This is a genomic window from Micromonospora sp. NPDC000207, from assembly GCF_040300925.1.
In the GTDB taxonomy this organism is placed as follows: Bacteria; Actinomycetota; Actinomycetes; order Mycobacteriales; family Micromonosporaceae; genus Micromonospora.
This window is the reverse complement of sequence record NZ_JBEPEQ010000049.1, coordinates 22,475-40,840: the sequence shown is the minus strand read 5'-3', so window position 1 is coordinate 40,840 and position 18,366 is coordinate 22,475. Positions and strand designations below refer to the sequence as shown.

15 protein-coding genes and 1 pseudogene are annotated in these 18,366 nt (G+C 71.7%); 10 read left to right on the top strand and 6 right to left on the bottom strand.

Annotated elements, in window-relative coordinates; all coding sequences use genetic code 11:
* Positions 1–95: 95 nt before the first annotated feature.
* Positions 96–641 (top strand): annotated as a pseudogene (locus ABT336_RS14390) (alpha-ketoglutarate-dependent dioxygenase AlkB); the annotation flags it as partial.
* Positions 642–840: 199 nt separating this feature from the next.
* Here the strand turns inward: ABT336_RS14390 and ABT336_RS14385 are convergent.
* Together ABT336_RS14385 and ABT336_RS14380 are read right to left on the bottom strand one after the other, a co-directional pair.
* Positions 841–3,330 (bottom strand): DNA gyrase/topoisomerase IV subunit A, encoded by a 2,490-nt coding sequence (locus ABT336_RS14385; protein ID WP_350897031.1) that lies wholly within the window; start codon positions 3,328–3,330, stop codon positions 841–843.
* A gap of 47 nt (positions 3,331–3,377) precedes the next feature.
* The gene (locus ABT336_RS14380) at positions 3,378–5,435 is read right to left on the bottom strand and encodes a DNA gyrase/topoisomerase IV subunit B (RefSeq protein ID WP_350897030.1); all 2,058 of its coding nucleotides are present in this window, start codon (positions 5,433–5,435) and stop codon (positions 3,378–3,380) included.
* 267 nt (positions 5,436–5,702) lie between these two features.
* Here ABT336_RS14380 and ABT336_RS14375 point away from each other — a divergent pair, with 267 nt between their 5' ends.
* On the top strand, positions 5,703–6,959 hold the full coding sequence (locus tag ABT336_RS14375) for an SGNH/GDSL hydrolase family protein (RefSeq protein WP_350897029.1): 1,257 nt from the start codon (positions 5,703–5,705) through the stop codon (positions 6,957–6,959).
* 60 nt (positions 6,960–7,019) lie between these two features.
* On the opposite strand, the gene ABT336_RS14370 is transcribed toward ABT336_RS14375, so the two are convergent.
* Positions 7,020–7,475: an RrF2 family transcriptional regulator gene (locus ABT336_RS14370; protein WP_350897028.1), complete on the bottom strand. Its 456-nt coding sequence runs from the start codon at positions 7,473–7,475 to the stop codon at positions 7,020–7,022.
* Between the two features lie 478 nt (positions 7,476–7,953).
* On the opposite strand from ABT336_RS14370, the gene ABT336_RS14365 reads away from it, so the two are divergent.
* The 3 genes from ABT336_RS14365 (at position 7,954) to ABT336_RS14355 (ending at position 11,063) form a co-directional block, all read left to right on the top strand.
* Entirely contained in the window at positions 7,954–9,111 is a 1,158-nt protein-coding gene (locus ABT336_RS14365) for a glycosyltransferase (protein ID WP_350897034.1), read from the top strand.
* 132 nt (positions 9,112–9,243) lie between these two features.
* The gene (locus ABT336_RS14360) at positions 9,244–9,870 is read left to right on the top strand and encodes a hypothetical protein (protein ID WP_350897027.1); all 627 of its coding nucleotides are present in this window, start codon (positions 9,244–9,246) and stop codon (positions 9,868–9,870) included.
* Positions 9,871–10,016: 146 nt separating this feature from the next.
* Positions 10,017–11,063 carry an NAD(P)-dependent alcohol dehydrogenase gene (locus ABT336_RS14355; protein WP_350897026.1) on the top strand — a complete coding sequence of 349 codons (1,047 nt, stop codon included), beginning with the start codon at positions 10,017–10,019 and terminating at the stop codon, positions 11,061–11,063.
* A gap of 90 nt (positions 11,064–11,153) precedes the next feature.
* Here ABT336_RS14355 and ABT336_RS14350 read toward each other — a convergent pair whose 3' ends face one another.
* On the bottom strand, positions 11,154–11,660 hold the full coding sequence (locus tag ABT336_RS14350; protein ID WP_350897025.1) for a mycothiol transferase: 507 nt from the start codon (positions 11,658–11,660) through the stop codon (positions 11,154–11,156).
* Between the two features lie 171 nt (positions 11,661–11,831).
* On the opposite strand from ABT336_RS14350, the gene ABT336_RS14345 reads away from it, so the two are divergent.
* Complete coding sequence (locus ABT336_RS14345; protein ID WP_502891179.1) at positions 11,832–12,638, top strand: SAM-dependent methyltransferase; 807 nt, start codon at positions 11,832–11,834, stop codon at positions 12,636–12,638.
* Between the two features lie 140 nt (positions 12,639–12,778).
* On the opposite strand, the gene ABT336_RS14340 is transcribed toward ABT336_RS14345, so the two are convergent.
* Both ABT336_RS14340 and ABT336_RS14335 read right to left on the bottom strand, forming a co-directional pair.
* Entirely contained in the window at positions 12,779–13,432 is a 654-nt protein-coding gene (locus ABT336_RS14340) for a C39 family peptidase (RefSeq protein ID WP_350897023.1), read from the bottom strand.
* A 221-nt stretch (positions 13,433–13,653) separates the two neighbouring features.
* On the bottom strand, positions 13,654–14,253 hold the full coding sequence (locus ABT336_RS14335; RefSeq protein WP_350897022.1) for a hypothetical protein: 600 nt from the start codon (positions 14,251–14,253) through the stop codon (positions 13,654–13,656).
* A gap of 305 nt (positions 14,254–14,558) precedes the next feature.
* Between ABT336_RS14335 and ABT336_RS14330 the strand changes: the two genes are divergently transcribed.
* From ABT336_RS14330 to ABT336_RS14315, 4 genes are all read left to right on the top strand, one after another.
* Positions 14,559–15,935 carry a coiled-coil domain-containing protein gene (locus ABT336_RS14330; RefSeq protein ID WP_350897021.1) on the top strand — a complete coding sequence of 459 codons (1,377 nt, stop codon included), beginning with the start codon at positions 14,559–14,561 and terminating at the stop codon, positions 15,933–15,935.
* A 131-nt stretch (positions 15,936–16,066) separates the two neighbouring features.
* Complete coding sequence (locus ABT336_RS14325; RefSeq protein WP_350897020.1) at positions 16,067–16,858, top strand: hypothetical protein; 792 nt, start codon at positions 16,067–16,069, stop codon at positions 16,856–16,858.
* Between the two features lie 386 nt (positions 16,859–17,244).
* Positions 17,245–17,757 carry a DUF6529 family protein gene (locus ABT336_RS14320; RefSeq protein WP_350897033.1) on the top strand — a complete coding sequence of 171 codons (513 nt, stop codon included), beginning with the start codon at positions 17,245–17,247 and terminating at the stop codon, positions 17,755–17,757.
* 38 nt (positions 17,758–17,795) lie between these two features.
* Positions 17,796–18,257, top strand: coding sequence for a Rieske (2Fe-2S) protein (locus ABT336_RS14315; protein WP_350897019.1), 462 nt, complete (start codon positions 17,796–17,798; stop codon positions 18,255–18,257).
* The last annotated feature ends 109 nt before the right edge of the window (positions 18,258–18,366 follow it).

Below are 18,366 nucleotides of genomic sequence, written 5' to 3'. Positions count from 1 at the left end.
CGCCGTCGCCCGGGCGACAGGGTCGGGCAGGAAGGGCAGCCCGGTCAGCTCCAGCTTCGTACCGAACCGCAGCTGGATACGGCCCGGTCCGGTCGCTGAGCCGGGGTGCCTGGGTGGACCACCTGCCCGGCTGGGTGCACGGCTCCGACCAGGTCCTCGACACCCTCCTCGACGAGGTCCCCTGGCGGGCCGAGCGCCGCACCATGTACGACACCGACGTCGACGTCCCCCGACTCCTCTGCTGGTACGACGCCGACCGACCCCTGCCCCACCCGGTCCTCACCGCCGCCCGGGCGGCGCTGACCCTGCACTACGCGCCGGAACTGGGCGAGCCGTTCGTCACCGCCGGGATGTGTCTCTACCGCGACGGGCGCGACAGCGTCTCCTGGCACGGCGACACCCGGGGCCGCTCCGCCCACACCGACACCCTGGTCGCCATCGTCTCGTTCGGGTCACCCCGACCCCTGCTGCTGCGTCCACGCGGCGGCGGCGCGCCCAGCCTGCGCTTCCCGCTCGGCCACGGCGACCTGGTGGTGATGGGCGGTTCCTGCCAACGCACCTGGGAACACGCCGTCCCGAAGACCACCCGCCCGGTCGGCCCCCGGGTCAGCGTCCAGTTCCGCCCCACCGGCGTCTCCTGACCGTCTGTCCGACGGCCCCCTCCAGGGCCTGCCTCGCCGCCACCCTGCACGTCACCTGACCCAATCACCCGCGAAGCCTCCCAGCCCCGACCTTCCTGGTGATCAAGGGGTTTGCGTCATCGGCGGTCCGAATCCTGACGCAAATCCCTTGATCACCAAGGAGATCCGGGGGAGGCCGGAGGAGTGCAGGGGGTGGGGGTCAGTCGCGTTGGAGGTGGTGGCCGAGGATGGTGGGGCCGAGCATGACGGCGAAGCCGGAGCCGTCGCGGCGGGGGTCGGCCGGGGGCAGGTCGACGGGGTCGCCGGTGGCGGTGGCACCGACCGGACGGGGGCCGACCCAGGCCGCCGACAGGTCCACCTCGCCCTTGAGGAAACGTTGGGCGCGCACCCCGCCGGTCGCCCGCCCCTTGGCCGGGTACGCCGCGAACGGGGTCACCTTGACGGTGGCCCCGGTGGAGGTGACCACCATCGGGTCACCGTGCGCCGGGTCGTCGGTGCGGACCGCGCCGAAGAAGACCACCCGGGCCCCGGCGGGCAGGCCCACCCCGGCCATCCCGCCACCCTTGAGACCCTGGGGTCGCACGAGCGTCGCGGCGAACCGGAGCAGGGACGCCTCACTGGTGACGAAGGTGAGGCTCTCCGCGCCGTCGGTCAGCCAGGTTGCCCCGACCACCTCGTCGCCCTCGCGGAGCCCGATCACCTCGAACTCGTCGGAGCGGACCGGCCAGTCCGGGGCGCAGACCTTCACCACACCCTGCCGGGTGCCCAGGGCCAGCCCGGGGGATCCCTCGGCGAGGGCACCGACGGGGGCCAGCCCGACCACCGTCTCGCCCGCCTCCAGCGGGACCAGTTCGGCGGCGGCCATGCCGCCCCGCAGGGCGACGGTTCCGGACTGTTGGGGCAGGACCGGCAGGGGCAGGACGTCGATCTTGAAAGCCCGTCCGGTGCTGGTGACCAGGAGGACCCGCCCCCGGGCTGTGGAGTGGACCAACGAGCGTACGGTGTCGTGCTTGTCCCGGCCGCTGGCGCGGCGCCCCTCCACCGCCTCCTCCGACTCGGCGGCGGTCCGGGCGACCAGGCCGGTCGCCGAGAGGATCACCTGACACGGGTCGTCGGCGACCTCCAGCGGCCCGGCCGGCACCGAGGCGGCGAGGACCTCCTTGAGGTCCCCGTCGACGAGGGTCGTCCGGCGGGGCGCGGCGAACTGCTTGGTCACCGCAGCCAGTTCGTCGGAGACGAGCTTCTTGAGCACCTTGTCGTCGTCGAGGATGGTGGAGAGTTCGGCGATCTCCTGACGCAGCTTCTCCTGCTCGGCCTCCAACTCCAGCCGGTCGAAGCGGGTCAACCGGCGCAGCGGGGTGTCCAGGATGTAGCCGGCCTGGATCTCGGAGAGCCGGAACTTCTCCATCAGCCCGTCCTTGGCCGCCTGCGCGTCGTCGGCGGCCCGGATCAGCTTGACCACCTTGTCGATGTCTAGCAGGGCGATCAGCAGGCCGTCGACCAGGTGCAGCCGCTCCTCACGGCGGCGACGGCGGTGCGACGACCGTCGGGTGACCACCTCGTACCGGTGGGCCAGGAAGACCTCCAACAACGACTTCAACCCGAGGGTACGGGGCTGCCCGTCGACCAGGACCAGGTTGTTGACGCCGAAGGACTGCTCCAGCGGGGTGAGCCGGTAGAGGTCGGCCAGGAGCGCCTGCGGGTTGACCCCGACCTTGCACTCGACGACCAGCCGGGTGCCGTTCTCCCGGTCGGTGAGGTCCTTGACGTCGGCGATCCCGGTGAGCCGTTTGGTCTTGTTCACCTCGTTGGTGATGGCGGCGATGACCTTCTCGGCGCCCACCCCGTACGGCAGTTCCACGACGGTGATCGCCTGGCGGCCCCGGCTGCCCTCGATCGGGCCGATCTCCACCTTTCCGCGCATCCGGACCACCCCTCGACCGGTCTCGTACGCCCGGCGGACCTCGTCGAGGCCGAGCAGGAGGCCGCCGGTGGGCAGGTCGGGGCCGGGGACGAACTCCATGAGCTTGTCCAGCGTGGCGTCGGGGTGCCGGATCAGCCACCGGGCCGCCGCCACCACCTCGCCCAGGTTGTGCGGGATCATGTTGGTGGCCATCCCGACCGCGATCCCGGAGGCCCCGTTGACCAGCAGGTTCGGGAAGGCTGCCGGGAGGACCGTCGGTTGGGTGAGCGAGCCGTCGTAGTTCGGCTCGACGTCGACGGTCTCCTCCCCCAGCTCCCCGACGAGCAGCATCGCCTCCCGCGACATCCGGGACTCGGTGTAACGCGCCGCAGCCGGACCGTCGTCCGGGCTCCCGAAATTTCCATGCCCGTCGATGAGTGGGGCGTTGAGGGAGAAGTCCTGGGCGAGGCGGACCATGGCGTCGTAGATGGCCGCGTCACCGTGCGGGTGGTAGCGCCCCATGACGTCGCCGACCACCCGGGCTGACTTGACGTACGGGCGGTCGGGCCGGAACCCGGACTCGTGCATCGAGTAGAGGATGCGCCGGTGCACCGGCTTGAGTCCGTCCCGGGCGTCGGGCAGTGCCCGGGAGTGGATGACCGAGAAGGCGTACTCCAGGTAGGAGTCGGAGACCTCGGTGACCAGCGGATTGTCGAAGACCCGCGCACCGGCCTGGTCGAAGGCGGCGAGGTCGGCCTTCGTGCGGTTGTCCTTGCGGCGTGCCATCGTTCAGCTCTCTTCTCGGCGCGGCGTGGTCGGCGACAGGGGGGTGCTCACGCGTCGATCGCCTCCCGGTCGACCCGGTCCGCCGAGTCGATCAACCAGTTGCGGCGCGGCTCGACCTTCTCCCCCATCAGCAGTTCGAGGATCTGCTCGGCGGCCTCGGCGTCGTCGAGGGTGATCCGGCGTACGGCCCGGGTCGCCGGGTTCATCGTGGTCTCCCACAGTTCGTCGGCGTCCATCTCGCCGAGTCCCTTGAACCGGGGCACCGGGGTGACGATCTGCTTGCCGGCCTTCTCCAGGCGGCGGATGGTGGTCTCCATCTCGGCCTGGGTGTAGGTGTAGGTCGTCTGCGGGTTGCGCCCCTTCGTGGTGATCTTGTGCAGCGGGGGCATCGCGGCGTAGAGCCGCCCCGCCTCGATCAGCGGGCGCATGTACCTGGCGAAGAGGGTGATCAGCAGGGTACGGATGTGCGCACCGTCGACATCGGCGTCCGCCATGATCAGTACGCGGCCGTACCGCATGGTGGTGAGGTCGAAGGTCCGGCCCGAGCCGGCCCCCAGGACCTGGACGATCGCGGCGCACTCGGCGTTGTCCAGCACCTGCTGGAGGTTGGCCTTCTGGACGTTGAGGATCTTGCCCCGGATGGGCAGGAGGGCCTGGTACTCGGCGACCCTGGCCATCCGGCTGGACCCGAGGGCGCTGTCGCCCTCCACGATGAACAGCTCGCTGCGGTCGACCCCGGTGGAGCGGCAGTCGACGAGCTTCGGCGGCATCGACGCACCCTCCAGGGCGGTCTTGCGCCGGGCGGCGTCCTTCTGCTGCTTCTGGGTCAACCGGACCCGGGCCGCGTCGACGATCTTCTGGAGTACGGTCCGGGCCTCGGCCTTGGTCCTGCGGTCGTCCAGCCAGGCCTTGAGGTGCTGCTCCACCAGCCCTTGGATGACCTTGGTGATGCCGGCGGTGGAGAGTTCGTCCTTGGTCTGCGAGGTGAACTGCGGCTCGGGCAGCCGGACGTGCACCACCGCCGTCATCCCCTCCAGGACGTCGTCCAGTGTGGGCGGGTCCTCCTTGGCCTTGAGCAGTCCCCGGGTGGTGCGTACGGCCTCACCGAGGCTGCGGACCAGGGCCCGTTCGAAGCCCTTGCGGTGGGTCCCGCCGTGGGCGTTGCGGATGGTGTTGGTGAAGCACTCGACGGTGCGGTCGTAGCCGGTGCCCCACCGCAGCGCCACCTCGACCTCGGCCCGCCGCTGCACGTTGGACTGCATGACGCCGTTGGCGTCGGCGGCGTTCTCCCGGTAGGTGCCCTCGCCGGTCACCAGCAGGGTGCCGGAGACCGGTCGGTCACCGGCCGGGGCGAGGAACTCCACCATGTCGGTGAGGCCGGCGGGGAACTGGAAGGTCTCCTCGCTCTGCTCCTCGCCGGTGGCGTCGCGCAGCGTGTAGCCGACCCCGGGCACCAGGAAGGCGGTGTTGCGCAGCTTCATCCGGACCGCCGCCACGTCGAGGGCGGCTCCGGTCTCGAAGTACCGGGCGTCGTGCCAGTAACGAATGGAGGTGCCGGTGGACTGGCCCCGCTTGACCGCCCCGACCACCTGGAGCCCGGGACCGGGGGTGAAGGGGGCGTCCGGGCCGGGGCCGTCGAAGACTCCGGGTACGCCGTGCCGGAACGACATCGCGTGGACCTTGCCGCCACGGCGGACCGTCACGTCGAAACGGCGGGAGAGGGCGTTGACGGCTGAGGCCCCGACCCCGTGCAGGCCACCCGAGGTCTTGTAGCCGGAGCCACCGAACTTGCCGCCGGCGTGCAGCCGGGTCAGCACCAGCTCCACCCCGGAGATCCCCGACTTGGCGTGCACGTCGGTGGGGATGCCCCGTCCGTCGTCGTCGACCTGCACCGAGCCGTCGGCGTGCAGGATCACCTCGATCCGGGTGGCGTGCCCGGCGACGCCCTCGTCGGTGGAGTTGTCCAGGATCTCGTTGACGAGGTGACCCACGCCACGGCTGTCGGTCGACCCGATGTACATGCCGGGGCGCTTACGGACGGCGTCCAGCCCCTCCAGGTGGGTCAGGTCGTCGGCCCCGTACAGGGTCTCAGGCTGTGCGGTCAACTGGTCGTACTCCTGGTCTCGGTGGTGCGGGCGGCCGGCCCCCGGTCAAGATCATCAGCGGCGCGCCGCAGCGAGCCTAGCCCGACACGCCGACATGCTGCCGATCCCCCACGCGCCCGACCGGGTGAACGGTAGGCCACCCCCACCTCCGCTTACCACCCCCGAGCCGCAGCCGGAAGAGGTCGGGCGTTGACGTACGTCACACACCCGTGATGGGATCAGCCACCCGGAGGAACTTTGACATTTCCATGAATGGATGGAGTCCCGATGGCCCGATTCCGCCGTACCGCCCTCGCTGCGGCACTCAGCCTCGCCACGGCGGCGCTGTCGAGCGCCATCGTCGCGTCCACCCCGGCGACGGCCGCCCTGCCCACCGCCGCCGTCGCGCTCGGGGACAGTTTCGTCAGCGGGGAGGGGGCCGGGGCGTACACCCCGGTGCCCGACACCACCGGGGTGGCGCAGGGCTTCCCCGGCTGGACCGCGCCGAACAGCAACGCCTTCTTCTGCCACCGGTCGGCCAACGCCTCCCTGCACCGGGCCGACCTGCCGGGCATCGTCGACAGGTTCAACCTGGCCTGCTCCGGGGGCCAACCCCGGGACATCGCCGCCCCCAGCGCCGACCGGGCCAGGGGCCGTCAGGTCCCCGCCCAGCTGGACCAGCTCCGGGCGGTCGGGCAGACCCACGACATCGACCTGGTCCTGATCGGGCTCGGCTCCAACAACACCTCCTTCACCTTCGGCACCGTGGCGGAGAAGTGCGCCAACCGGTTCATCGCCGACGCCTGGACGGGCTGGTGGGAGTTCTGGGCGTACCTCGGCGGGCCGGTGGAGCAGAAGCCGTGCGGCGACGCAGACCTGGCCACCGCCGCCCAGGTCGCGGCGGCCACCACGGAGACGACGAACGCGGTCCGCCAGATCCTCGCCACCCTGGCCGAGATCGACACCGACGGACAGCACCGGGTGGTGTTGCAGGACTACACCAACCCGCTCCCGCTCGACCTGACGGCGAGCCTGCACTCGGAGGACGACCGGGACGACACCCGGGACAAGTTCCGCGCCCTCGGTGCCGAGCGGTACGCCGCCGGGTGCCCGATCCACCGGGCCAGCCTGCTGCCCGGACACCGGTTCTCCCAGGGCCTCGGCACGCTGGTCGGCTCGGTACGCGCCACCCTGGCCGCCGAGTTCCCCTCCGCGAACCTGGTCCACCTGAACGTGCAGCGGGCCTTCGACGGCGCTCGGCTCTGCGAGTCGGCGGGCAGCCCCATCGGAGCCCTGGCCACCCCGATCCGGCTCCAGGACCGCCCCGACGGCACAGTGGTGACGAGCCTCGCCGGCAAGGACAAGATCGCCATCCAGCGGATCGCGAACACCTGTGTGACCCACTTCCAGACCTGCCAGGAGTCCTGGCACCCGAACGCCGCCGGACACCAGGTGCTCGGGCAGTGCCTCAGCGGGGCCGCCGTGGCCACGGCACGGACGGTGGCGTGCGTGCGCTCCGGTGACGGAGCCGTGGGTGTGGGCTGAACGAAGGGACACCGATCGATGCGGTGAGGCTCGCCACGCGGGCCTCACCGCCGAGGTCTCTCAGGCCAGGGTGACGACTGTCGGTCCGGGCGGTGCCACGCTGAGGGACCGCAGCAGTTCCCCGGGCGACCCCTTGATCAGGTCGGCGATCCGGACGTCGTCGAGGACCCCGATGAACGCCTCGTGCGCCCGGCGCAGTTCGATGCGCAACTGGCAGTTGGCGGAGAGCGGGCAGGGGGGTCGGTGACACTCGACCACCTCGCCGTCGCCCTCGAAGGCGCGAAAAATCTCACCGACAGTGACGTTGTCGGCCCCCTCGGCGATGACCACCCCGCCGGACCGCCCCCTGATGGTCACCAGGACGCCTGCCCGACTGAGTCGCTGCACCACCTTGGCCACGTGACTGCGGGGAAGCACCAGCGACATCGCCAACTCGTCGACCGTGGCGCGCCCTTGCGCCGCAGCAGCGAACATGGCGATTCGCAACGCCATGTCGGTTGCCCGGTTGATTTTCACGATGGCGACTTTAGCCAAGGAAAATGGGTTTGAACACTGACCCACCGGGACCGGGGCACAGTGAGTGAACTGCGGGAAGGTCGACAAAAGGAGATTCTGTAATTCCTGTCTACAAAGGAGACGGACAAGCGAATCAAAAACAAGACTTTATTAATCCGCAATTCCCGCATATCGGACTGCATTCCAAAAGGGATCCCCGCACCCATCATTGAGTCCGTCGAATGTGACCTTGGGTCCGACTGGACCGACACAGCGTGACCACCCAGGTGGGATGGCTGCTCGGGGGCCGCCCGGAGAACTCCCTGCTGCCTGAGGGTTAGGGGCGCGAACCCCGGGTACCGCTGTCGGTCATACGCCTCCCTCGGCGCCGGACGGCCCGGGTGACGGCTCATCTGTCCGATCCCGCCCGAGAGCGGGCGGACGTGACCGAACAGATGCCCGGCGTGAGCGGGTGTGACGGAGTGGATGGAGAGTGAGTGTGCGAATCGCGATGATCTCGACGCCGGTCGGCCCGCTCGACCTCCCCGGCGGCGGGCAAGCCGAGGACCGGGGAAGGCACGTCACGGAGCTGACCGCCGAACTGCTCGACGGCGGCCACGACGTCCGGAGACCTCCGTCGGGTACGCCGACCGACCACGCCGCCGCAGCGCGGGAACTCCTGCCACAGCTCGGCGAGTACGGGCGTTCACTGGCCGCCGGATGGCACGCCGAAGACTGGCTGCCCGACGTCGTCCACGCCCACGGCTGGGACGCCGGACTGGCCGCCCTGCACGCGGTCCGGCGTACCGGCCCGGTACCTGTGGTGCTCACGTACCACGCCCTCGCCCCCCTGCCCCGACGCGGACCCGGCTCCGGGCCGGCACCCGACGGTGTGGATCACCGGTCCGGCTACGACCGGGCCCTGGGACAGGCCGTCGACCGGGTCGTGGTGCAGAACACCGAGGAAGTCGGCCACCTGATCCGTCGGGGCGTACCCCGGTCCCGGATGGTTCTGGTCCCCGCCGGGGTGGACCAGACCCTGTTCCGACCGGACGGTCCGAAAGCCCCCCGCGACGCCCGGTCGCGCATCCTCACCGTCGCCGCCGGCCGGGGTGGCAGCGGCCTCGCCGACCTGGTCCGGGCGCTGCCCGCCGTGCCGGGAGCCGAGTGCGTGGTGCTCGGCCCCCGACCTGCGGGCCGTCGGCCTGACGACCCGTTCGCCGCCCGGCTGGCGGCACTCGCCGAGTCCTGCGGGGTCGCCGCCCGGGTCCGGCTGGTCGACGGGGTCTCCCGCGAGGAGCTGCCCGGCTGGTACCGCTCCGCCGACGTCCTGGTGGCCACCGGCGACCACGACCCGTACGGCAGGACCGCACTGGAGGCGATGGCCTGTGGCGTACCCGTCGTCGGGGAGGCCACCGGCGGGGTCGCCGACGTGGTGGTCGACCGGGTGACGGGTGACCTGGTCGGCCAGCGCAGCCCCCGGGCCCTGGCCGGAGCAGTGCGACGGCTGCTCACCGACCAGGTCCGCCGACTCACCTACGCCACCGCCTCGGTCGACCGGATCCGCAGCCGGTACTCGTGGCGACGCTGCGCCGAACAGCTCACCGCGGTCTACGCGCAGACTGCCGGGATCGGGCAGACCCCGGTGCCGGCCTGACGGGCCTCGCCGGGTGGCGACGGTCGGCCTGGGGCCTGCGGTCACCGGTGGCCGTCGTTCCCGGCCGGTGCGGTGAATGGTCCGGCGTACGACGGGTATGCCGCACCGCCCAAGACGGCGGAAGGGGATCAGATGTCGGACACGCATACCGCACTGCGCTCGATGCACGACCTGGGCCTGGCGGCCTGGTTCGGTGGCTCCCTCATGGGGGCGCTCGGGGTCAACGGCGCGGCGACCCGGATCAGCGACTCCACCCAGCGGCTACCGGTGGCCTCGGCCGGCTGGGCCCGGTGGACCCCGATCAACGCGGCGGCGATCGGTGCCCACCTGGCCGGCGCGGCCGGTGAACTGGTCACCGAGAGCCCCCGGGTGATCGGACAGGCCGGGGTGGGGCGGATGAGTGCGGTGAAGACGGCGCTCACCGTCAGCGCGCTCGCCGTGACCGGGTACAGCAGGTTGTTGGGCATGCGCCTGGAGCGGGCCGGCAGCCCGCCCGTGGAGGGGACGACCGAGCCCAACCACGAGACACCCCAGCAGGTGGCCGCCGCCCAACGGCAGATGAAGATGCTCCAGTGGGCGATTCCGGCGCTCACCGGTGCGCTGATCGTCGTCACCGCCTACATGGGCGAGCAGCAGAAGCCGGGGCAGGTGCTGCGGGGGATGCTCGGCCGGGCCTCGGGCGCGATGCGCGGCGGGGGCATGGGGATGATGGCCGCCCGGGGGGCGGCAAAACGGCGCGGCGCGATGTCGATGCACTGAAATCCGCCGTCGGGGTGCCGGGTGTGGGAGGTCCTCCCTCGCCCGGCACTTCGACGTCGTCGCCGTCCACCGGACCCGGCCCACCGTTTGTCGACCGGCTCAGCGGGGAGCCTCAGGGAACGCCGACGACGAAGGGTGTGCCCGACATGCGTGCGCTACGGCTGCTGGAATGGAAGTCCGAAGCCCGACTGGAAGAGGTCGACGAGCCACGCCCCGGTCCGGGGCAGGTGGTCGTCAAGATCGGTGGTGCCGGGGCGTGCCACTCGGACCTGCACCTGATGGACGAGTTCGAGGCCGGGGTCGTGCCATGGAACCCTCCGTTCACCCTCGGACACGAGAACGCCGGCTGGGTGCACGCCCTCGGCAGTGGCGTCACCGGGCTTGAGGTGGGTCAGCCGGTGGCGGTGTACGGCCCGTGGGGCTGCGGGGTCTGCCCCCGCTGCCGCCTCGGCATCGACCCGTACTGCGAGAACCCTGCTGCGGCACCGGTTCCCGGGGGCGGTGGCGGGCTGGGCCTCGACGGCGGCATGGCCGAATACGAACTGGTGCCCGACGCCCGACACGTCGTCCCGCTGCCCGACGGGCTGGACCCCGTCCAGGCGGCCCCGCTGACCGATGCCGGGCTCACCCCGTACCACGCGATCCGGCGGTCCTGGTCGAAGCTGCCGCCCGGGAGCTTCGCCGTGGTGATCGGGGTCGGCGGGCTGGGCCACGTCGGGGTGCAGATCCTCAAGGCCACCACCGCCGCCCAGGTGATCGCCGTGGACTCCCGTGCGGACGCGCTGCGCCTCGCCGAGGGGTGCGGGGCGGACCACACGGTGTCGGCGGGTGACGGGGCCGCCGAGGAGATCCGCGGGATCACCGGGGGTCGTGGTGCCGACGTGGTGCTGGACTTCGTCGGCGTGGACCCCACGCTACGGCTCGGCGCGGCGGTCGCCCGTACGGTCGGCGACCTGACCATCGTCGGGATCGGCGGCGGCACCCTCCCGGTGTCCTACTTCTCGGTGCCGTACGAGGTGAGCATCCAGACGACGTACTGGGGTAGCCGTCCCGAGCTGGTGGAGGTGCTCGACCTCGCCGCCCGTGGCCTGGTGAAGCCGAAGGTCACCACCTTCCCCCTCGCCGAGGCGAACACCGCCTACCAGCGGCTGCGCGACGGCTCCCTGGAAGGCCGGGCGGTCATCGTGCCCTGAGCGGGGCGGGCGGTGACGGTGCCGTGAGCCGGGCCGGCGGCCATCGTGCCGTGAGCCGGGTGGGCGGGGCGGTGCCGTGAGCCGGGCGGGTCAGCCGGGGAGCAGTCCCCGGACGTAGCCGGCCTGCCCGGCGTGTTGCAGGCTGTCGTCGACCACGCTGACCAGCCGGACGCCGAGGGTCACCGGGGGGTCCCAGGAGTCGTCGACCACCCGGTCGAGGTCGGCGGGGGCCAGCCCGGACAGGAACGACCGGGTCCGGTCCCACACCGCCTCGTGGTACTCGACGAGGACCTGCGGGCTCTGCGGGGCGACGGCCGCCACCTGCTCGGGGGTGTGTCCGTACCCGGTGTCGTCGGGGTCGGCTGAGAGGCCGAACCGGCCCGCCCGGTCGCCCTCGGTCCAGAGCTGCCCGGTGCCGAGCAGCTGCGCCACGTGGTGGTCCTGGATCCGGGTCAGGTGCCACACCAGCCAGCCGATCGAGTTGGCCCCCAGTTGGGGTGCCCACCGCAGCTGGGGTGGGGTGAGCCCGTCGACCGCCGACCCGACCAGGTCGGGCAGTCGGGCGTACGCCTCGGTGAGCAGCTCGGTGACGTTCATCCCGGGTCCCTTCGTGGGTGGACGGCTGCCTCCAAGTACCGCCGGGTCGGCCTGTCAAACCTCGCCGGGGACGGTGTTCGGCGGGTGCCTCGGGTGGGAGGTGGGTGCCCCCGGCGGGGCTGCCCGTCGGTCTACGATGGACACCCCGACGAGCCCGTGAAGGGGACGAGCGTGTCAGAGTCAGCGCAGCACGGAGCGATCGTGGACGACAGCATCCCGCACTCGGCACGGATCTACGACTGGTGGCTCGGCGGGAAGGACAACTTCGCCGTCGACCGGGCGACCGGGGCGGCGATGATCGAGGCGATCCCCACCCTGCGGGAGATGGCCAAGGAGAACCGCCGGTTCGTGCACCGGGTCGCCCGTCACCTGGTCGCCGAGGCGGGGATCCGCCAGTTCCTCGACATCGGCACCGGCATCCCGACCCGCCCGAACCTGCACGAGATCGCCCAGGAGGTCGCGCCGGAGACCCGGGTGGTCTACGTCGACAACGACCCGATCGTGCTGGCCCACGCCAGGGCGCTGATGGTCAGCTCGCCGGAGGGTCGCAGCACGTACATCCACGCCGACCTGCGTGAGCCGGAGAAGATCCTCACCGACGCCTCGCTGACCGAGACCCTCGACCTGAACCAGCCGGTGGCACTGACCCTGGTCGCCATCCTGATGCTCCTCGACGACGCCGACGACCCGATGGGTCGGATCCGGGTGCTGATGGACGCGCTGCCCTCCGGCAGCTACCTCGCGATCACGCACCCCACCCAGGACTTCGCCCCGGAGGCGGTGGAGGTCGCGGTGGCAGCCGCCCGCAACAACGGGATGACCCTGGTGCCCCGGCACCGGGCCGAGGTCGAGCAGTTCTTCCAGGGGTGGGAGCTGATCGAGCCGGGTGTGGTGCCGGTCCTGGGTTGGCGTCCCGACCAGCCGGTCGAGAACCCGGAGGCCGCCTACTACTGGGCCGGGGTCGCCCGCAAGCGCTGACCCGGGCACCTCACCGCGGAGACGACGGCGACCTCGGCCTAACTGCCCGACATCGCCTCGAAGACGATTCCCGGACACGCAGACGGGGCCGACCCCCGGTGGGGTCGGCCCCGTCTCGTCGGCCTCGGCGTGCGGGTGGGTCAGTGGGCGTAGCCCCGGGTGGCGATCCACTCGGCGAGCTCGGTGACGCTCATCCGGTAGGTGGCGTGGGCGGGGTCGGCGGAGTCGGCGATGGTGACGACGTCGCCACCGTCGCGGTAGCCGATCACGCTGATGTAGTGCCCGCCCTCGAAGGCGTGGGTGACGCCGTCGGTGTCGGTGGCGGTGCCGGCCACGTTGGCGACCACGGCCCGGCCGTCGTCGACGGTACCGACGATGTCGGCGCGGAGTCGCTCGGTCTGCTTCCGGTCGGGCTTGTCGGGGGTCTCGACACTGCGGTAGACGTCCCGGCCGGTCTGCTTGTTGAGCACCGGGGTGATGTCGTTGATGGAGTCCGTGCCGTTCTCGGTGGTGCCCATCTCCTCGGCCATGGCGTGCACGTCGATGTTCTTGCCCTGGACGCTCAGGGCGTTGCGGGCCGCGGCGGGACCGCAGAAGTAGAAGTTGGGCTGGGCCTCGTAGCGGACGTCGAGTTCCCGTTCGCTGTGCGGCCTGCGCTCGGCCTGCACGACGGCGGTGGTGGTGCCGTTGTGGGCGGGGGCGGCCATGGCGGTGACCGGTCCGGCGATGGCCCCACCGGCGAAGGCGAGACCCGCAGCGGTCAGGGCGGTCTTACGGAACAGAGTGGTACGCATCGAGGGTGCCTCTCTGGTCGGGGGGAGAACCACACACGCGCGGCACAGAGCAGCCCCGGGGACGGGGCGATGGCGCGTACGGGGGTCGGTTCTCGGGGGTCGGCCCGGCGGCTCGGCCTGCACGGGCGTACGGATGGTGTAACGACCCGGGGGGTGGGGTCATTCCACGGACCCGGTGACCCCGACCACCGGAGAACCGGACATCGACTCCGATACCGGACTCAGAGCAGCATCGTCCGGGGGTCGGCGGCCATCACCCGCAGCCAGTGCTCCGCCTCGCGGGCACCCGGGCAGTGCGCCCAGGTCAGGGCGTCGGCCACGGCGACCATCTGCCGGGCGGGGATCAGTGCCCCGTCGAGGCTGCGCAGTCGCAGACCCACGGTGCGGGCCGGGGTCACCACCGTCAGCACCGGCGTCCGGGTGTTGCCCGGCAGGGCGACGATCGACCCGTCTGCGCCCACCCCCGTCTGCGTGTCGGTGGCGGCGTGAATGGTGATCGACGTGGCGGCCCGCAGGTCGACGGTCCTGCTCAACAGCCTGGTGACGGTGAGGTACGGACCGGTCAGGGAGGCACCCGTACGGACGACGGTGGTCATCAGCAGGCCCATCAGCAGGGCCGCCCCGGCACCGAGCACCAGGGCGGCGACCCCCGTCACCGCAGCGGGTCCCTGGTGGAAATGGGTGAACTGACCGATCATCGCCCCGACGCAGCCGCAGGTGACCACCAGGAGCGGCGCGAGAACGGCGAGGGCGACCAGCCGACCGGTGCGGCTGCGCGCGTAGCCGACTGACAGGTCGATCCGGTGGTGACCAGGTTGCATGTCGCTGATGATCGCACTCCACCTCCACCAGCACGTCAGCACCGCCGACAGGTACGACCGGCCCCACCCCACCGGCCGGTGCGTCAGGCGACCGGCACCGATCAGTCGTAGACGATCGCCGAATCGGTACACCGCAATCGAATCGACACGTACCCCTCGTATCGTCTGTGAGCCGGTGGGCCGATCCGACGGCCCGGGGCGGTACGACGGGCCGGGGGGCGACGGCGGTAGCGTTGCCCGACGCCCCGGCCGGGAGGCGGTCGTCCCCACCGGCGTGGCACTCGTGATCGTACGGAGGAAGGCGCATGTCAAACGGCGAAGAGCCGTTCGCAGCACGCGAGGACGCGAACTCGCGGCCGAATTTCGACCTTGCCCTGCGCGGGTACGACAAACGACAGGTGGACCGGCATCTCGAACACCTCGGCGGGGAAATGTCCATCATGGGGGCCGACCGGGTCCGGTCGGCAGCCCAGATCCACGACCTGACAAACGAACTCGCCCAGGTGCGTACCCAGCTCACCGAGTTGCAGCAGCGTCCGGCCCAGCTGGACCGCGCGACGTTCCGTGACCTCGGTCCGATGGTGGACCAGATCCTCGCCCTGGCCGAGAAGCAGGCCAATGCGATCACCGACACCGCCGCCGAGCGCGCCGGTGACCTGCGTACCGAGGCGGAGCGGACCCTCGTCGAGGCCCGGGAGCAGGCCAACCGGACCCTCCGGGAGTTGGACGAGCAGGTCACCGCCCGGCGTGCCGAGCACGACCGGGCCTACGAGGAACGGCGTACCGCCGCCCAGGCCGAGCTGGTCGAGATCCGCAAGACCGCCGACCGGCTGCTCTCCGAGGGGCAGGCCGCCCACGAGCGGGCCCAGCAGGAGGCGAAGCGGATCGAGGAGCAGAGCGTCCAGCAGCTCGACCAGGCCCGCGCCGAGGCCGAGGCGTTCATGACTGCCGCGCGTACCCAGATCCAGCAGGAGGTGCAGGCGGCCCGGGCGCAGACCCAGCAGGAGCTGGGCCAGTGGCAGGCCAACGTGGAGCGGGAGCTCAACGAGCGCCGGGCCGCCGCCGAGCAGGACCTCGCCGAGCAGAACAGCACCGCCGAGCGGGAGTCGGCGGCCCAGCGGGCCGCCGCCGAGCAGGAGATCAACACCCTGATCGCCGAAGCCCAGCAGTACGCCGCGAAGGTCCGGCAGCACTCCGACGAGCAGGCGACCAGCCACCAGCAGCAGCTCACCATCGTGCAGCAGGCGATCCGGGACCGCCGGGAGGCACTGACCGGGCTGCAGACCGAGTTGGACACGGTCCAGCAGCAGATCGCCAAGTCCCGTCAGGAGGGTGAGACCGCCGAACGCGAGTACACCCAGTTGCAGACGCGCCTCACCGAGGTCCGTCAGGAACTCGGTGCCGAGATGGCCCGACTGGACGAGGCACGCCGCTCGGCCGAGTCGGTGGAGAAGCACGCCAAGGAGGTCCGCGGCCGGGTGCAGCGGGAGGCGAAGCGGGTGGCCGACCTGGCCGCGGCAGCCGTGATGGCCGCCGCTGCGGGCGGCGCCGAGACCGCCGAGTACCCCATGGTGTCGCGCCCCAACGGCCGTCACGCCGAGAAGCCGGCCGAGCCGGCTGCCGCCCCCGCCCCTTCCCCCGCCTCCGCGTCGGCCCCCGACAAGGTTCCGACCAGCGCCTGAGGGTGTCCACCGGCCACGGACCGACGAGTCAGTGGCCGGTGGGCCGCCTCCGCTGCCCCGACGGCGATCTTTTCCTTCCGTTGAACCGTCCGGCGCTCTGTCGCCGTACGGACAGGTGAAGGGAGCTGCTCATGAAGCGCTTGACGCCGATGCTCACGCTGCTGACCGGAACCGGTCTGGCAGCCGTTCTGTTCACGATGAGTGCGCAGGCGGCCCCGCCGGCCGCGCGCTCCACGCCCGAGGCCGCCGCTGCGGGGGCGACCGCCTCGCCCCCGTCGGAGGTGCCGGAACCGTCTGTGCAACGGCCGGGTGAGACCGCGCCCCCGGAACCGGACGCGACGCCCTCGGACGCACCGACGGCCGTACCGACGGCCGCGCCGACTCCGCAGGCACCGACGACCACCCCGCCGACGGGCACCGACGTCCCCACCGACAACAAGGTCGACGTCACCTGGACCGGGCGGCTGGACAACGGGGCCACCATCGCGATCACCGTCACCAACCGCAACGCCACTGCCTACGTCTGCGACGGCAGGAGCCTGGAGATCTGGTTGCAGGGCACCGCCGTGGACGGCGAGTTCAGCCTCACCGGCAAGGGTTCGTCGCGGCTGACCGGCACGTTCGACAGCGCCACCGGCCGGGCCTCCGGTTCGGTGACGGCCGGGGGACGGACGTTCACGTTCACCGCCACGTCGAACGGGTCGACCAAGCCGTCGGTGTACCGGGCCAGCCAGCAGGTCCGCGACGCCGGGGTGGACGGGGGCTGGATCCTGCTCGCCGACGGCACCCAGATCGGCGTGGTGACCTGGAACGGCAGGCCGGTGCCCGCCCCGCCACTGGACCCGGCGTTCTTGACCACGATCGTCAACGGGTTGAGCATCGACGCGGTGCCGGTCCTGCCGGCTCCGGGAAGCGGTGAGTGAGGGTGGCCCGCCGCAGGTCCGCCACGGACGAGCCCCGGGACGCCTTCGACGACCTCGACCTGCGGGTGATCCCCGGCCCCGCATCCCCGGCCCCGGACCAGCCGGACGGTTGGTCCGGGTCGGGCGGCCCGCCCGAGTGGCCGCAGGGTCAGGACTGGCCACCGCCGACCGAGCCGCCGGAGCCGGCACCGTGGCCACCCCGGTCCGAGTGGACCGACCAGCCCGACCGACCCGAACCGGCGGACCGGTTCGACGGCCCGGAACGGCCCGACCGGTTCGACCGGTTCGACCGAGCGGAACCGGCCGACCGGTTCGACCGACTGGAGCCGGCCGACCGACCCGAGTGGTCCGCCGAACCCGCACGATCCCCTGTCGTACCGAGGTCGCTGCTGGTCCCGCTGCTCGCCGGGTCGGCGGTGGCGGTGGCGATGGGGGTGTACGGGCGGCTGCACGAGCCGACCGGGATCGCGGTGAGCGTGGCCGGGTTCTCCGGCCCGATGACAGTGAAGGTGTGGCTCGGTACCGTCGCTGTCGTCTTCGCGATCCTGCAACTGGTGTCGGCGCTGGCGATGTGGGGCAAGCTGGGCAGCTTCTCCCCCTCCTGGGCGTCGACAGCGCACCGCTGGTCCGGCCGGATCGCCTTCCTGGTGGCGATCCCCGTCGCGGTGCACTGCCTGTACGCGGTCGGCTTCGCCGACTACAGCCTGCGGGCAGTGGCCCATTCGGCGTTGGGCTGCTTCTTCTTCGGGGCCTTCACCACCAAGATGCTGGTGCTGCCGAAACGGGACCTGCCCGGGTGGGTCCTCCCGGTGGCCGGTGGACTCGTGTTCACCGCCCTGATCGGGATCTTCCTGACCTCGTCGGTCTGGTACTTCACCACCTTCGGCGTACACCTGTGACCCGGCTGCCGTCCGTCGCACCCGACCAGGAGGAAACGATGAACCACCTGCACTGTCCGTCTCGGCGGGCCCTGCTCACCGGTGCCGGCGCGGCCGGTGCCACAGCCCTGCTCACCGGGTGTCAGACCTACGGCACGCAGCCCCCCGTGGCCGAACCGGGGGCACCCGCCCCGACCGGAACCGACGGCGCCACCACCGCCCCCGACGGGCAGGCGCCCGCGTTGGCACTGCTGGCCGACATCCCGGTCGGCGGCGGGAAGGTCTTCGGGACCGAGGGGGTGGTGGTCACCCGGCCCGCCGAGGACACCGTCAGGGCCTTCTCGGCGACCTGCACCCACCAGGGCTGCACCGTCGCCGAGGTGACCGACGGCACGATCGTCTGCCGCTGCCACAACAGCGCCTTCGACATCGCCGACGGGTCGGTACGCAGCGGCCCGGCCCGGTCGGCGCTGGCCGAGTCCCGGGTCACAGTCGACGGGGACTCGATCCGGTTGGCCTGACCCGCCGACGTCTCCCGACGCCGTCACCCGGGCGGTCGGCGTCGGGGGCGCGCCGGTTGTCCCCGGCGGATATCTTCGGTCCCGGCCGGACACCGACCGACGGGAGCAG

What these genes read in the sequence shown, in the direction of transcription:
- ABT336_RS14385 (WP_350897031.1), bottom strand. Translation starts at nt 3,330, where the DNA reads ATGGCACGCCGCAAGGACAACCGCACGAAGGCCGACCTCGCCGCCTTC.
- ABT336_RS14375 (WP_350897029.1), top strand. Translation starts at nt 5,703, where the DNA reads ATGGCCCGATTCCGCCGTACCGCCCTCGCTGCGGCACTCAGCCTCGCC.
- ABT336_RS14360 (WP_350897027.1), top strand. Translation starts at nt 9,244, where the DNA reads ATGTCGGACACGCATACCGCACTGCGCTCGATGCACGACCTGGGCCTG.
- ABT336_RS14355 (WP_350897026.1), top strand. Translation starts at nt 10,017, where the DNA reads ATGCGTGCGCTACGGCTGCTGGAATGGAAGTCCGAAGCCCGACTGGAA.
- ABT336_RS14350 (WP_350897025.1), bottom strand. Translation starts at nt 11,660, where the DNA reads ATGAACGTCACCGAGCTGCTCACCGAGGCGTACGCCCGACTGCCCGAC.
- ABT336_RS14340 (WP_350897023.1), bottom strand. Translation starts at nt 13,432, where the DNA reads ATGCGTACCACTCTGTTCCGTAAGACCGCCCTGACCGCTGCGGGTCTC.
- ABT336_RS14335 (WP_350897022.1), bottom strand. Translation starts at nt 14,253, where the DNA reads ATGCAACCTGGTCACCACCGGATCGACCTGTCAGTCGGCTACGCGCGC.
- ABT336_RS14330 (WP_350897021.1), top strand. Translation starts at nt 14,559, where the DNA reads ATGTCAAACGGCGAAGAGCCGTTCGCAGCACGCGAGGACGCGAACTCG.
- ABT336_RS14325 (WP_350897020.1), top strand. Translation starts at nt 16,067, where the DNA reads ATGAAGCGCTTGACGCCGATGCTCACGCTGCTGACCGGAACCGGTCTG.
- ABT336_RS14315 (WP_350897019.1), top strand. Translation starts at nt 17,796, where the DNA reads ATGAACCACCTGCACTGTCCGTCTCGGCGGGCCCTGCTCACCGGTGCC.